This window comes from Stenotrophomonas sp. KH_029 (genome assembly GCF_057839765.1).
Genome location: NZ_CM174498.1, coordinates 600,014 through 614,203, shown reverse-complemented (window position 1 = coordinate 614,203; position 14,190 = coordinate 600,014). Strand labels below are relative to the sequence as shown.

Below are 14,190 nucleotides of genomic sequence, written 5' to 3'. Positions count from 1 at the left end.
ACCAACGGTCGGCACCTACCGGTTCAACGTGGCCGGTGACCATCGGTTCAACGTGGTGGGTATCCAGCGTTGGCGGATACCCCTTTTCAGGCCGACGCGTCGGCCTGAACCTCCGGGCGCGCCGCATCGAACGCCGGCAACGCCGCGCAGGCCGCATCGATCCGGGCGATGGTCGGGTACGGCGCCAGGTCCAGGTTGAACCGGCGGGCGTTGTACAGCTGCGGCACCAGGCAGCAGTCGGCCAGGCTCGGGCTGTCGCCGTGGCAGTAGCGGCCGGTATCCACCGACTCGACCAGCATGCGCTCCATTGCCTCCAGGCCGACCCGCATCCAGTGCCGGGTCCAGTCGTCGCGCTCGGGCGCCGGCACGTTCCAGGTATCGCCAAAGAACTGCATCACCCGCAGATTGTTCAGCGGGTGGATGTCGCAGGCCACCAGCTGGGCCAGTGCACGCACCCGCGCCCTGCCCGGCGCATCGTCGGGCAGCAGGGCCGCGGCCGGGAACAGCTCGTCCAGGTATTCCAGGATCGCCATCGACTGGGTCAGCACGCGCCCGCCATGGCGCAGGGTCGGCACCAGTTCCTGCGGATTGAGCGCCGCATAGGCGTCGGTGTGCTGCTGGCCACCGTCGCGGACCAGATGCACCGGGGTGATCTGGTGCGGCAGGCCTTTGAGGTTCAGCCCGATCCGCACGCGATAGGCCGCGCTCGAGCGCCAGTAGCTGAACAGCTCGATCGGCTCCATCGGCGGGGCGGCGGAGGCGTTCAGGGCGCGGCGGCCGGTTCGATGCGCTGCTCGATCGCACCGAAGATGCTGGCCCCGGCGGCATCGAACATTTCGATCCGGACCACATCGCCGAACGACATGAACGGCGTGCTCGGCTTGCCGTCGCGCAGGGCTTCGACCGTGCGCAGTTCGGCAAAGCACGAGGCGCCCTTGCTGGTGTCCTCATTGGCGATGGTGCCCGAGCCGACGATCGCCCCGGCGCCCAGCGGCCGGGTCTTGGCGGCGTGGGCGACCAGTTGGGCGAAGTTGAACTGCATGTCCACCCCGGCCTCGGGCGCGCCGAACCAGGCGCCGTTGACGTGGGTGACCAGCGGCAGGTGCACCTTGCTGTCCTGCCAGGCCGGGCCCAGCTCATCGGGGGTGACGAACACCGGCGACAGCGCCGAGCGCGGCTTGGACTGCAGGAAACCGAAGCCCTTGGCCAGTTCGCCCGGGATCAGGTTGCGCAGCGACACATCATTGACCAGGCCGACCAGCTGGATATGGCCGGCGGCCTGCTCGGCGGTGACCGCCATCGGCACGTCGTCGGTGATCACCACCAGCTCCGCTTCCAGATCGATGCCGTAGTCCTCGCTGACCACCTTGACCGCATCGCGCGGGCCATGGAAGCCGGCACTGGTGGCCTGGTACATCAACGGGTCGGTATAGAAGCTCTCCGGCACTTCGGCACCGCGGGCGCGGCGCACGCGCGCCACGTGCGGCAGGTAGGCACTGCCGTCGACGAATTCATAGGCGCGCGGCAACGGCGCGGCCAGGGCCTGCAGGTCGATGTCGAACACCCCGTCGGCACTGCCGTCGTTGAGCGATTCGTACAACGCGTTCAGTCGCGGCGCCAGATGGCTCCAGTCTTCCAGTGCCTGCTGCAGGGTTGCCGCGATGCCGGTGGCGCGCACGCCATGGCGCAGGTCGCGCGAAACCACGATCAGGGTGCCGTCGCGGCCGCCTTCCTTCAAAGAACCAAGCTTCATGGGTGGGTATCCGGGATCGCGAAATAGGTTTCAAGTGTAATCAAATGCGCGACAGGGTCGCCAGTTGCACCGCCGCATCGCCCACCCTAAAGCATCCTTGCCGCTGCCGGGGCCAAGTGGCAATGCCCGTAGATCCACGCTATGCGTGGATAGCGCGCACAGCGCGGCCCCCCTCCGAAGCCACCTTTTCCTCGTGCTCGCCCCCAACCGGTGTTGAACACCGATCGAAGCCCCCATCAGGGCGTGCAGCCCGGGGCGGAGAGCATCCACGCATGGCGTGGACCTACGGCGTCCGATGCGCTCCGCCAAACTGAACAGGGGGATTTGGTATGGATCTCAACTATCCGTTAGACTATCCGGGTCTGCAACGGCCGTCCGTTTCCCTTCGGGACCGCCGGCGATATGGATCAACGATCCGTCGCCCGCCCCCACTCCGACGCCATTCGTCATGCATTCCAGTCTGCGCACCGCGCCGGCTGCACCCAATTCTCGCAGCGCGGTTTACGGGAACGCTCCGAGTCAGCCGATCACTTTGATCTGCCTCGCGTCCGGCCATTCGGCCTGGCGTTACTTTGTCTTTGGAGCTTCCACCCGATGTCTTTTGAATCCCTGGGCCTTGCCCCGTTCCTGCTGCGCGCGTTGGCCGAGCAGGGCTATGAAACCCCCACCCCGATCCAGGAACAGGCGATCCCGCTGGCCCTGGCCGGCCGCGACCTGCTGGCCGGCGCACAGACCGGCACCGGCAAGACCGCCGCGTTCGGCCTGCCGCTGCTGCAGCACCTGGGCACCAACCCGCAGGCCGTCAACGGCCCGCGCAAGCCGCGTGCGCTGGTGCTGACCCCAACCCGCGAACTGGCCACCCAGGTGCATGACAGCCTGCGCGGCTACAGCAAGTACCTGCGTATCCCCAGCGCCTGCATCTACGGCGGCGTGGGCATGGGCAACCAGTTCGACGTGCTGCGCCGTGGCGTGGACCTGCTGGTGGCCTGCCCGGGCCGCCTGATCGACCACATTGAGCGCCGCAGCGTGGACCTGTCCGGGATCGAGATCCTGGTGCTGGACGAAGCCGACCGCATGCTGGACATGGGCTTTTTGCCCTCGATCAAGAAGATCCTGGCCAAGCTGCCGCGCCAGAACCGCCAGACCCTGCTGTTCTCGGCCACCTTCGAGGAAAGCATCAAGCAGCTGGCGCTGGAGTTCATGCGCGACCCGGAACAGATCCAGGTCACCCCGAAGAACACCGTTGCCGAGAACATCAGCCACCGCGTGCACCCGGTCGATGGCCCGCGCAAGCGCGAGCTACTGCTGCACCTGCTGGCCCAGGACAGCCGTGAGCAGACCCTGGTGTTCGGCCGTACCAAGCACGGCTGCGACAAGCTGGCCATGTTCCTGGACAAGTCCGGCATCAAGACCGCGGCGATCCACGGCAACAAGAGCCAGGGCCAGCGCCTGCGTGCGCTGGGCGACTTCAAGGCTGGCCGGGTGACCGTGCTGGTGGCTACCGACATCGCCGCGCGCGGCATCGACATCAACGAGCTGCCGAAGGTCATCAACTACGACCTGCCGATGGTGGCCGAGGATTACGTGCACCGCATCGGCCGCACTGGCCGCAACGGTGCGACCGGCCAGGCGATCTCGCTGGTGGCCCAGGACGAGGCCAAGCTGCTGCGCCAGATCGTGCGCCTGCTGGACAAGGACATGGACATCCGCGACGTGCCCGGCTTCGAGCCGCAGACCCCGATCCGCTGGGGCAACAGCGCGCCGGGCAAGGCCGAACTGCCCGGTGGCGATCGTTCGCCGCGCAAGCACGCGCGTCGTCCGCACAGCGAGGCCCCGCGCCACGCCCATGCCGGCCCGAAGAAGGCCGGCGGTGGTCAGCGTGATGGTGCCGGCCGCGGTGCGCCGCGTGGCGGCCAGCCGCAGGGCCAGCGCCGTGGCGGTGGCGGCGCCAATGCCGGTGGCGGCCGCAGCCAGGGCGGCGGTGGCGCGCGCGCCAGCTGATTCCTTCGGGCATCGCTGAAACGCAAAAAGGGCGACGCATCTGCGTCGCCCTTTTTTTGTGTCTATCGGGAGCCGGCCATCGGCCGGCACTACCGATCCGGCCGATGGTATCGACCCGGCCGTTGATCGGTGCGTTGTCTCAGAAGCTGTAGGCCACCGTGATCCGCGCATTGCGGCCCGGCTCGCTGTAGCGGCCGATGCCCTCATCGTTGACGTAGCCGTACAGCGTGTTGGTGCCCTTGTTGATGTTGCGTACGCGCTGCCAGAGGTAGTACTCCTCGTTGGTCAGGTTGTAGATGCCGGCGCTGAGCTTCCACTGCGGGGTGACGTTCCAGGTGCCGTACAGATCCAGCACGGTGTAGCCGTCGGCCTTGTCGACAAAGGCCGGCGTGGTAACCCTGCCGGTGACGGCATCGGTGGTGTAGGCATCCTTGGCCTTCTTGGCCACGGCGTGGGTCAGGCTGGCGGTGACGTTCCACACCGGCGACGGTGCATAGCGTACGCCGAGCACGGCACTGGCCGGCACGATGCTCTCCAGCGGATCTCCGTTGCGCTTCTCGCCTTCGCTGTACGAGGCAGCCAGGCGCGAGGACCACGCATCGCTGATCTGCCAGCGCCCTTCCAGTTCAATACCCTTGACCGTCACTTCGCCCGCGTTGGTCGGCATCGTGTAGTTGCGCGAATACAGCACCGGGCCGGTTGCCGTCGTGCGGAACCCACCCGGCACCGACTGCGCCAGGTTGGTGTACTCGATGAAGTTCTCGTAGCGGTCGCGGAACACCGACAAGCCCAGCTGCGCGCGGTCCGTGCTCCAGCGGTAGCCGAACTCGAGATTCAGGCTTTTCTCCGAGTCCAGGTCTGGATTGGACACGGTGTCGTTGAGCAGCAGCGGCTGGCCAGTCTGCGCGTTGATCACCTGGGTGGCGCTGGTCGGCGAGTACATGTCCGCCACGGTCGGCGCACGGAAGCCTCGACCCACCTGGGCCCACAGCGCGTGGTCGGGCAGGAAGCGATATTCGGCACCGGCCTGCCAGCTCGGCGAGGCGAAGCTCACATCACGCACGGTACCGGTGCGATCCACGAAGGTGGCATCCACCTGCGGCGAATAGTCATAGCGGTCATAGCGCGCGCCGGCGCTGAGGGTCAGACGCTCGTCGAGCAGCTGCACGCTGTCGCGCCGGTACAGGTTCCAGGCGGTCACGTCGGTCTTGGGAACCTGGCGCGGATCGATCTCCACCGAGGCGACGGCGCCGGCGGCATTCCAGCGCGTGTCGACCGCGGTGAAATCGATGTCGCGCTGCTGCCAGGCCAGCCCGTACACCACGTCATGGCGCGCGCCCGCGGTGGCGAACACCTTGCTGAAGTCGGCCGCGGCACGGTCCAAGGTCTGCTTGGTCGAGCGGTTCTCGCTGCGCAGGCACGGCGTGGCGCCGCCCGGGCAGCCGCTGCCGGCCACGATGGTGGTGATGCCACGGCTGTCGGTGACCTGGCGGTCCACCTGCGCATCCAGGGTATCGAACAGCGCGTTGTCGGCCCGCCACTGGTAGTTCACCCCGTAGCGGTCACGGTCGTTGCTGTCATGGCCTTTGCGCGACAGGTACCCCGGTGCATAGACACGCGACAGGTTGTCCACGTCGTTGGTGGCGCGGCCACGCTCGTACAGAAAGCCCAGCGTATTGGCATCGTCGAGCTGCAGGTCGAGCTTGCCGAGCAGGTTGTCGCGGGTGCTGTCGACCGGATCGGGCGTGCGGCGACCGACACCGATGCGATCATTCGTGGTGTCGTACCACGACTCGGATTCATGGCCTTCGCGCCGGGTGTAGACCAGCATCGATTCGACGATCCCGCTACGGTTGGCAAAGGTGAGCGTGCCCATGGATTCATCATTGGCGCCCGAATGGCCCGCCTTGAAGCCCAGGTGGGTATCGTTCCCGGTGGGCGTGAGGTAGTCCGCCGGATCCTTGGTGGTGAACACCACCGCGCCGCCCAGTGCGCCGCTACCCGCGCTGATCGCGTCGGCGCCCTTGATCACGGCCAGGCTCTTGAGCGTATCGATGTCCACGTCACCGCGGCCACCGCGGAAGAACTCGTAGGAGCGCGCGGTTTCCACCGATTCGCCCAGGCTCAGGCCATCGACAGTGATCGCCACGCGGTCGCTTTCCAGGCCACGGATGTTGAAGCCGTTATCGCCGAAACGGCCCATGTCCACGATGCTGACACCGGGGATGTAGCGGATCGCTTCTTCCATCGTGTTGGCCATCTCGCTGTCGAGATCGGCTGAAGTAAGCACGGTGACGTTCTGGTTGGCCGAGCGCGTTTTCTTGGCACGCTCGGCCTGCACGCGCACGGTATCGAGCGTACTGGCATCGTTCGCCGTTTCGGCGTGTACGGTGGCGGTCAGGCTGGCGGCGACCGCCAGGGCCAGCAGGGTGAGGGACGACTTCATGATCAGACTCCGCAGGAGGAAAAGGGAATGGCGTGAGCACCGCGGTGGCGGCGGGCCGTTCCTGGCTGCGGCGATCGGTGGATCGGGCTGGGCTGGGAGGCACAAGGGCGCGCAGGGAGCCGCGCGCCGGGATCATCCTTGGGTGATGCGGGGGACGTGCACGGCACGTCCGGGCCGGCCCCTCCCCGGGCAGGCCATCGAACAGGTGGCAGCGCCGCCGATGGGCCGCTAGCGGTTACCGTTGGCCGAGTGCGCGCCGGCGACCGGCTCGGGATCGCGTGCATCGACGACGCCGTCGCCGTTGCTGTCGGCACGCTCGAACATGCGCCTGCCCGACAGCTGGTACTCGGCGAAGGTCATGCGGCCATCCTTGTCCTTGTCCAGCGAGGCGAAGCGCACCCGGGCCTGGCGCTCGGCATCGGCGCGGACACGCTGGCGCTGCTGGTCCAGGCGGCCTTCGAACTCGGTGCTGTACTCGGCCAGCGACAACGTGCCGTTGCCGTCGGTATCGGTGGCGGCGAAGCCCGCCGCACGCACCGCGTCGAACTCTTCGCGATCGACCGCGCCATCCTTGTTGCGGTCGTACAGGTCCAGCATGCCGTTGGCGGTATGCGAGGTCGGCATCTTCAGCGGATCGCGCGAGGACGCCGCGGCAGTCTCCTGCGTGGCGTTCTGCGACTTTTCGTAGCCGGCCCAGGTGCGTTCGCCGGCGGCATCGTATTCGGCGCGGCTGATCGCCCCGCTCTTGTCGCGGTCCAGGGCCTTGAAGCGGGTGTCGGTCTGGCGCAGGTGGCCGGCGCGCGCGTCGGCCAGGCGCACGTCGAAGCGCTGCAGGTACTCGTCGACGTATTCCTGTTCGTCGACATGGCCGTCGTGATTGCGGTCGGTCTCGGCGTAACGCTGTTTGCGGAAGGCCTCGAACTGGGCCCAGCTGACGCTGTCGGTGCCCTCGGTGGCGAACTGCGCGAGGAAGGCGGCGGCGGTCGGCGAGGCGGTGGCGGTCCTGGTGGCCGGCTGCGCGTGGGCGGCCGGGTCCAGCACCAGTACCAGCAGGGCAGCGGTGAGTGGGACGATCTTCATGGTGGTTCCCCTGGAGAAAGGACGGTTACGGTTCGAGGACGCGGAAGCTCAGCGTGTAGTTGTTGCCGTACATCGGGGCGGCAGCGCCGGCCGGTGCCGGACCGCGATAGCGGATCAGCGCGAGGTAGGTCCCGGCCTGATCGAGCGCGAACGAGGCCTTGCCTGCGGTATCCGTAGTGAGCGTCAGCGGCGCGGGCTGGCGGGCGCCGTCGCCGAGCGCGCGGTGGATCTCGACCGTCTGCGCAGGCAGCGGCTGACCGTCGTACTGCACGGTGAAGTCGAAGCGCTCGCCACGGTACAGGTCGCTGGGGTGCGTGACCGGGACCAGTTCCAGGCCGGTGCCGTAGGGCTTCAGCGCGGCGGTGGTCGGTGCGCCGGCGGTCAGGTAGACCTCCGAGCGCGACAGGCTCTGGTAGTGCGTGAGCAGCGTGGCGCCAGCGGGCAACGGCATGGCCGGATCGCGCGAGGAGCCAGTCTTGCCGTTGAGCGACCAGGTCCGGAACACCGCGCCCAACCGGTTGCCGGTACTGAAGCGGTAAGTGCCCTTCTGGCCCGGCAACGTGTGTTCGATCACCGCACGGCTCTTCAGGCGTACGACGGTGTCCGGTGCCTTCTGGCTGCCATCCGGGACGGTGACGACGAACTCACTGTTGTCGAACACCACCTCCGGGACGAAAAAGGTCTCGGCGAAGCTGGCGTCCAGCGTGACCCGGCTGTCGGGGCGGACCTCGAAGCTGGCCGGGGCCAGATACGGGGTATGCGCGGCCGCGGGCAGGGCCAGGGCGGCCAACAGCAGCGCAGCGATCGGGCGGAACGACATGGCGGATTCTCGCGGACGGAACCGGGCGATCCCGGCGGGCGCCATCCTATTCGTATTGCGAATGATTCGCAATACGAAATTTTCACATAGGGTGTGATGGGTGTCCGACAACGGAAAACAGCCGACGTGGGTCGGCTGTTTCTGGGCGATGGTCCGGAAGGCCGACGCGTTGCGTTGGAATCGGTCGAGCGCCGGCCAGCGGCCGGCACTACCCCGGCGCGGTCTCAGCCGCGCGGCTTGGTCGGGTTGAGCTGGTTACCGAAGAAGATCGCGTTCAACAGCAGGCGCTCGGTGCCGTGCCAATACTTGCGGTGCGCCGGATCATCGGCGAACAGCACCACATTGCCCTGCCCCTGCGGCGACACCACCAGCCACGCGGCACCGGCGACGCGGCTGCGGTTGCGCTCGGAGAGGTAACCGTTGACCTTGGGCGCCTGGTCGATGCGCACCACAGTGGAGAACGGGTTGCGGCTGGGCTGGAAGCTCAGACCGTTTTCCTTGTTCACCGCCAGCTGCCGACGCGGCACGCCGAAGCCCAGCGGATGGGTGTTGTCCACGTCCGCGCTGAGGATGTTGCCGCTCACACGTTCGATCGCCGCGATGTCGCGTTGATCGCCGAACGCACGTCGTGCTGCTTCGGGCTCCTTCTCCTCCGGCCCGAGCACTTCATCGCTGAGCTTCTGCTCGATCGCCCAGCGCGCGGCGGTGCCATAAGTGACCAGCGAGCCACCGGCGTTGATCCAGCGCTTGAGCGCGGCCACGGCGGTGGCGTCGACGCCGGCATAGGTACCGCCGGCCAGGACGATCGTGGTGTAGCGGTCCAGCGTGATCTTGCCCAGCTGGGCCGGATCGATCTTGCTGGCCGGCAACTGCAGGTGCTGGTCGAGCAGGAACCAGGCCGAGCCGATTTCGGTGGCGCTGACGCCCTCGCCCATCACCAGCGCGACCGCCGGCTTGCGCAGCGCCTTGACGCTGTCGCTGCCCAGATCGATGCCGCCACGGCTCTGCCCGCTGGACAGCGCCTGGATATGCACGCCACTGCTGCGCGCCACCGCGTCGACCGCGGCGAGCAGTTCGGCGCCTGCCAGCGGCTGGCCCGCGACCGGCACCACGATGCTGCCGTAACCGAACGACTGCTCCCCCTGCGCGGTGGCCGCCGTGAACGGCTGGAATGCGGCCCGGGTCAACAGACCCTTGGCCTGCAGTGCGTACAGCGCGCGGCTGGCGTTGTAGTCGCGCCAATCGAACACATAGGCGTAGCCCGCCTGGCCACCCGCCACGCCACCGTTAGCGGCCGGCACGCCGGCCACACGCTCGCCACCGTCGATCCGGCTGCGGCTGGCGGCGAAGGCGATGCCGTAGGCCGGCGCGATCGCGTAGGAGGTGCTGCCGTAGAACACATCGCCCTTGATCGGCGGCGTATCGGCGAAGATCGAATGCACCAGGCGGAACTGCGGTTGCGCTGCCGGTACCACATAGGCGCTGCCCGGCTCGAAACGCTGGCCGTCCACCGTCACCGGCGCGCTCAATGCCTGCACGGTGATCTGGTGCTGCAACAGCAGGTCCAGCAGCCGCTGGGTCAGGCCCGGATCGGCCGCATCGCCGAACACGAAAGACTTCACCGGCTGCTGGTTGGCCTGCTTCAACGCGGACTGGAAGAAGTCCTTCTGCAGCTTCAGCAGCCCATCGCGTTCGGTCACCGCACCGCGCACCGTGCCCAGGCCGGTCGCCACCTGGTTGCGGATGGTGAAGCCGAAGGTCAGCAGGCCGTTGGCCGATTCCTGCACGCGGCCACGCGAACTGGCCTGCTCGACGGTCACGCCGACCGCACCGTGGAAGTCCGGATAGGTCGAGCCGTACACCGGGGAGAAGTTGTCGAAGTTTTCCCCGGTGTAGTACAGCGAGCCCAGCGCATCCAGCGACTGCGCGTGGTACTTGGCCAGGGTCTTGTTGAAGTCATACGACGCCGCCGGAATCAACGGGCTGTGCATGCTCGCCGGCGACGGTTCGAAGTAGTAGGTGCTGTCCTTGCCCATCTCGTGGAAATCGATCTGGACGTTGGGATACCACCGGTGGAAATAGGCGATCTTTGGCCGCGTGTCTTGCTGGGTCAGGGCCAGCCAGTCGCGGTTGAGATCGGTGAAGTAGTGATTGGTGCGACCCTGCGGGAACGGTTCGACATGTTCCTTGTCGGCCGGATCGGCCGAGGCCGGCGAAGATGCATAGGCGTTGTGCCAGCTCGCCGCGCGGTCGCGCCCGTCCGGGTTCTGCGCCGGATCGAACAGCACCACCGCCTGCTGCAGCCACTGCGCGGTTTCCGCGCTGCGGTTGGCGACCAGGTAGTAGGCGGTCAGCATCGCCGCTTCACCGCTGGAGGTCTCGTTGCCGTGCACGCTGTAGCCCAGCCACACCACCACCGGACTGCTGCCGGCGGCCGAAAGTGGCTGCGCCGGATCGGCCAGGGTGACGTGCTGGCGACGCAGCGTCTCCAGGTTCTGCAGGTTCTGGGCCGAGGTCACCGTGGCGATCAGCAGCGGGCGGCCCTCGTAGCTGCGGCCGATCTCTTCAACCTTGATCCTGTCGGAGTGCCTAGCCAGCTGTTTGAAGTAGGCCACTAGCTGATCGTGCCGGGTGAAGCGGCTGCCGATCTCGTAGCCCAGGAACTGTTGCGGGGTGGGGATGGACGGATCGAAGTCACCGCCCTGCGGAAAGAAGTACGCGCTCTGCGCGAACGCCGGCGCAGCCAGCAACCACAACGAACCCACCAGCCAGGCGATGGGACGCGACACGACACGATGCAAGGACACAGCAATTCCCCATGGAACGGGGGCCGGCATCGACGCCGGCCCCGATGGATACGGACGGTGTTAGAAGCGGTAGTCGAAGCCGACCGTGAAGTAGCGCCCGCGCAGGTCGTACTGGCTGAAATCGTACGGCGCGCGGATGCCCGGGAACGAGGCGTCGTACGGCGGTTCCTCATCGGCCAGGTTCTGGATCTTGGCGTAAACGGTCAGCTTGTCGATGCCGCTGTAGGCCAGATACAGATCGAACTGGCTGTAGGCATCGACACGATCCTGCACGGCGGTGGCCGCCGCGCTGGCCTTCTGGTCGTAGCCGCTGGTGTAGTACCAGGTCAGCGCGGTGCGGAAGTCGCCGTAGCTCCAGTCGAAGGTGGTGGTGGCCTTGTTCCTGGGCAGGGTGGCGCCCAGGTTGCTGCCGGCATAGTCCACCAGCGGGCCACCCACCACGGTCGGGCGGCTGTAGTTGCGCACGTGGGTGAAGGCGCTGCTGAGCGCGAAGTCGCCGGCGCGTTCGATGGGGAAGCGCTGGCGCAGTTCCACGTCGAAGCCGGAGGTCTTCAGTTCGCTCAGGTTCTGGTAGCGGTTGTATACCGCCAGCAGCTTGCCGCGTTCATCGCGCAGCACCGCGCCGGGCACGTTGTCGTTGACCAGGGTCTGGGTGTTGTTGGTACCGACCAGGTTCTCCAGTTCGATGCGGTAGTAGTCCACGCTCAGGCTGGTGTTGGACCACGGCGACAGCACCGCGCCGACGTTGTAGCTGCGGGTACGCTCGGGCTTGAGCGCGTTGTTGCCGACGGTGAAGAAGGTCGGGTTCTGGCGCGAGCCGGGCACGTCCGGGTCGCGCGGGTCGATCACGCTGCCGTAGGCGATGCTGGTGCTGTTGGAGTTCTCCGACAGCGACGGCGCGCGGAAGCCCTTGGAGGCGGCCGCACGCACCAGCAGGATGTCCAACGGCTGCCAGCGCAGGCTCAGCTTGGGCGAGAACGCATCGCCGAAATCGCTGTAGTGGTCCGCGCGCGCGGCGGCCTGCAGTTCCAGGCGTTGCGCCAGCGGCACGTTGACTTCGGCATAGGCCGCGGTGACCTTGCGCTCGCCATGCACTTCGGCGATGGCCGGGCGGATCTGCAGGCCGGCGTCGATCTGCCAGGGGTTGTTGGAATCGAGCTTCTCGCGGCGCCACTCGGCCCCGGCGGCGAAGCCGATCTCACCGGCCCAGGTGTGGCCGAGCGCGCCGGAGATCTTGGCATCCACGCCCTGCAGCACCGACTCGGCCGGGCGCAGCGTGCTGATGTTGATCGCGTTGAGCACGTCGGCCGGGGTGGCCGACGGGTTGAGCAGGTTGTAGCTGCCACTGGCCAGTGCGCTGGCCAGCGCGTAACGGTTGGCGAAGCCGCCGGAGACGGTTTCGCGCTCGCTGCTGCGCGCGCCGAACGCGCCCACTTCCCAATCCCAGTTCTGCAGGCTGCCGCGCAGCCCGACCAGGCCGCGGTAGGCCTGCGAACGGTTGGTCTTGATGGTCGGGCCGAGGTTGAAGAAGGTGTATTCGATCGGCACCGCGCGGCCGTACGGGTTGTACGGGCTGCTGGCCGGCAGGCTGGAAGACACCGGCTCGGCCAGGCCGGTTTCGGCGTTGAGCGCGAAACGCCCGCTTTCCAGGGTGAAGAACGGGCTGCTGCCGAACCAGGCCACGCCCTTGATGTCGCTATACAACGCCTCGGCGAAGGCTTCGACGTTGTCGTTCACCCTGAAGGTGCCGTTGACGTAGGCCTGGTAGCGTTTTGTCGACGGAATCAGAGTGGTGTACGGGGCCTGGTTGAAGCCGCAGGTGTTGCCGGCCAGGCCGTCGATCGGCGCGCTGGCCACCAGTTCGGTGCCCTGCGGGCACTGGCCGTTGGCATCGAGCATCGGCACCGAGGTGCCGTTGATCAGATAGCGGGCGCCCTTGGCCGACCAGCCGTTCCAGCGCCCACCGGGCTGGTCGCTGTAGATGCCCGATCTGGTCAGGTCGCGCTGGTCCTGGTCCAGGCGTTCGCGGTTGTACCCCTCCAGGCTGACCAGGATGTTGTAGCCATCCGCATCCAGGTCGCCGATGCCGCCGATGAATTTCAGCTTCTGCTCGTCCAGCCCGCCCTGGTCGGCGGTGCCCAGGCTGCCGCCGAGTTCGGCGCCCTGGAAATTCTGCCGGGTGATGATGTTGACCACGCCGGCCACGGCATCGGAGCCGTACACCGCCGAGGCGCCGTCCTTGAGCACTTCGATGCGCTCAACGGCGACCAGCGGCAGCGCGTTGAGGTTGACGAAGGTGTCCGACAAGCCGCCGGCCGGGAAGCCGTAGTTGGCCAGGCGGCGGCCGTTGAGCAGCACCAGCGTGTTCTTCTGCGACAAGCCGCGCAGGCCGATGCCGGCCGAACCGGAGGCCCAGCCGTTGTTGGTGGTTTCGTTGTTGGCATTGCCGGTGTTGGCCGAGATCGAACGCAGCAGGTCGGCGACGGTAGCCTTGCCGGTCTCCTCCAGTTGCTGGCGGTCGATCACCTGCACCGGGTTGGCGGCCTCGGTGTCGCTGCGCTTGATGTTGGAACCGGTGACCCGCACCGCGGCGAGGGTCTTGCTGTCGCCGGCGGCATCGGCAGTGGGGGAGGCATCGCCGGCGGCGAGGGCGGAGGCGGGCAAAGGCGCCGCCAGCGCGGCAGCAAGTGCCGCTACAAGAAGGGTTGGCTTGGGCATGACTTCAGTGGGGTGGTGAACGACAAGTTCCGCAGTAGTCCATGCCGGGCCATGAACCGACCAATAACATCTCTTCATACGGATATAAGAGAAAATAACATCTCTTCATCCGGATGGACATGTTTTGGTGAAGGGCAGAACGGCCATTGCCGTCACCGCCCGGCACCGGCCCCGTACAATGGGCCCATGGAAATCTTCAAAGTCTTTGCCCTGGAGGCCGCCCACCGCCTCCCCAACGTGCCGCCGGGCCACAAATGCGCGCGCCTGCACGGGCATTCGTTCCGGGTGGAACTGAAAGTGGAAGGCGAGCCGGGCGAGCACAGCGGCTGGATCATGGACTTCGGCGATGTCAAAGCCGCCTTCCAGCCGATCTACGAGCGCCTGGACCACCACTACCTCAACGACATCCCCGGCCTGGGCAACCCCACCAGCGAACGCCTGGCGATCTGGATCTGGAACGAGCTCAAGCCGTCCCTGCCCCAGCTGAGCGAAGTCACCGTGCATGAAACCTGCACCTCCGGCTGCCGCTACCGCGGCTGAGGCCGCACGACCAACGGTCGTGCGC

9 protein-coding genes are annotated in these 14,190 nt (G+C 67.1%); 2 read left to right on the top strand and 7 right to left on the bottom strand.

Translation table 11 applies throughout. The features are described from left to right. Nucleotides 1-86 precede the first annotated feature (86 nt). Both maiA and AC3ITM_RS02765 read right to left on the bottom strand, forming a co-directional pair. Nucleotides 87-743, bottom strand: coding sequence for a maleylacetoacetate isomerase (gene maiA, locus AC3ITM_RS02770; RefSeq protein ID WP_489268254.1), 657 nt, complete (start codon nucleotides 741-743; stop codon nucleotides 87-89). Between the two features lie 20 nt (nucleotides 744-763). Beyond that, the gene (locus tag AC3ITM_RS02765) at nucleotides 764-1,753 is read right to left on the bottom strand and encodes a fumarylacetoacetate hydrolase family protein (protein ID WP_489268252.1); all 990 of its coding nucleotides are present in this window, start codon (nucleotides 1,751-1,753) and stop codon (nucleotides 764-766) included. 594 nt (nucleotides 1,754-2,347) lie between these two features. Here AC3ITM_RS02765 and AC3ITM_RS02760 point away from each other — a divergent pair. Further along, nucleotides 2,348-3,754 carry a DEAD/DEAH box helicase gene (locus AC3ITM_RS02760; protein ID WP_489268251.1) on the top strand — a complete coding sequence of 469 codons (1,407 nt, stop codon included), beginning with the start codon at nucleotides 2,348-2,350 and terminating at the stop codon, nucleotides 3,752-3,754. Nucleotides 3,755-3,893: 139 nt separating this feature from the next. Here the strand turns inward: AC3ITM_RS02760 and AC3ITM_RS02755 are convergent, their stop codons facing one another. The 5 genes from AC3ITM_RS02755 to AC3ITM_RS02735 all read right to left on the bottom strand — a co-directional run bounded on the left by AC3ITM_RS02755 (nucleotide 3,894) and on the right by AC3ITM_RS02735 (nucleotide 13,625). After that, nucleotides 3,894-6,200 carry a TonB-dependent hemoglobin/transferrin/lactoferrin family receptor gene (locus AC3ITM_RS02755; RefSeq protein ID WP_489268249.1) on the bottom strand — a complete coding sequence of 769 codons (2,307 nt, stop codon included), beginning with the start codon at nucleotides 6,198-6,200 and terminating at the stop codon, nucleotides 3,894-3,896. A gap of 228 nt (nucleotides 6,201-6,428) precedes the next feature. Continuing rightward, the gene (locus AC3ITM_RS02750; protein WP_489268247.1) at nucleotides 6,429-7,280 is read right to left on the bottom strand and encodes an EF-hand domain-containing protein; all 852 of its coding nucleotides are present in this window, start codon (nucleotides 7,278-7,280) and stop codon (nucleotides 6,429-6,431) included. A gap of 25 nt (nucleotides 7,281-7,305) precedes the next feature. Further along, complete coding sequence (locus AC3ITM_RS02745; RefSeq protein ID WP_489268245.1) at nucleotides 7,306-8,100, bottom strand: DUF4198 domain-containing protein; 795 nt, start codon at nucleotides 8,098-8,100, stop codon at nucleotides 7,306-7,308. Between the two features lie 224 nt (nucleotides 8,101-8,324). Next, complete coding sequence (locus AC3ITM_RS02740) at nucleotides 8,325-10,907, bottom strand: M14 family zinc carboxypeptidase (protein ID WP_489268243.1); 2,583 nt, start codon at nucleotides 10,905-10,907, stop codon at nucleotides 8,325-8,327. Nucleotides 10,908-10,967: 60 nt separating this feature from the next. Continuing rightward, nucleotides 10,968-13,625: a TonB-dependent receptor plug domain-containing protein gene (locus AC3ITM_RS02735; protein WP_489268241.1), complete on the bottom strand. Its 2,658-nt coding sequence runs from the start codon at nucleotides 13,623-13,625 to the stop codon at nucleotides 10,968-10,970. 186 nt (nucleotides 13,626-13,811) lie between these two features. Between AC3ITM_RS02735 and queD the strand changes: the two genes are divergently transcribed. Further along, the gene (queD, locus tag AC3ITM_RS02730; RefSeq protein WP_489268239.1) at nucleotides 13,812-14,165 is read left to right on the top strand and encodes a 6-carboxytetrahydropterin synthase QueD; all 354 of its coding nucleotides are present in this window, start codon (nucleotides 13,812-13,814) and stop codon (nucleotides 14,163-14,165) included. Nucleotides 14,166-14,190 lie beyond the last annotated feature (25 nt).

What these genes read in the sequence shown, in the direction of transcription:
- queD (WP_489268239.1), top strand. Translation starts at nt 13,812, where the DNA reads ATGGAAATCTTCAAAGTCTTTGCCCTGGAGGCCGCCCACCGCCTCCCC.
- AC3ITM_RS02755 (WP_489268249.1), bottom strand. Translation starts at nt 6,200, where the DNA reads ATGAAGTCGTCCCTCACCCTGCTGGCCCTGGCGGTCGCCGCCAGCCTG.
- AC3ITM_RS02745 (WP_489268245.1), bottom strand. Translation starts at nt 8,100, where the DNA reads ATGTCGTTCCGCCCGATCGCTGCGCTGCTGTTGGCCGCCCTGGCCCTG.
- AC3ITM_RS02750 (WP_489268247.1), bottom strand. Translation starts at nt 7,280, where the DNA reads ATGAAGATCGTCCCACTCACCGCTGCCCTGCTGGTACTGGTGCTGGAC.
- AC3ITM_RS02735 (WP_489268241.1), bottom strand. Translation starts at nt 13,625, where the DNA reads ATGCCCAAGCCAACCCTTCTTGTAGCGGCACTTGCTGCCGCGCTGGCG.
- AC3ITM_RS02765 (WP_489268252.1), bottom strand. Translation starts at nt 1,753, where the DNA reads ATGAAGCTTGGTTCTTTGAAGGAAGGCGGCCGCGACGGCACCCTGATC.
- AC3ITM_RS02760 (WP_489268251.1), top strand. Translation starts at nt 2,348, where the DNA reads ATGTCTTTTGAATCCCTGGGCCTTGCCCCGTTCCTGCTGCGCGCGTTG.
- maiA (WP_489268254.1), bottom strand. Translation starts at nt 743, where the DNA reads ATGGAGCCGATCGAGCTGTTCAGCTACTGGCGCTCGAGCGCGGCCTAT.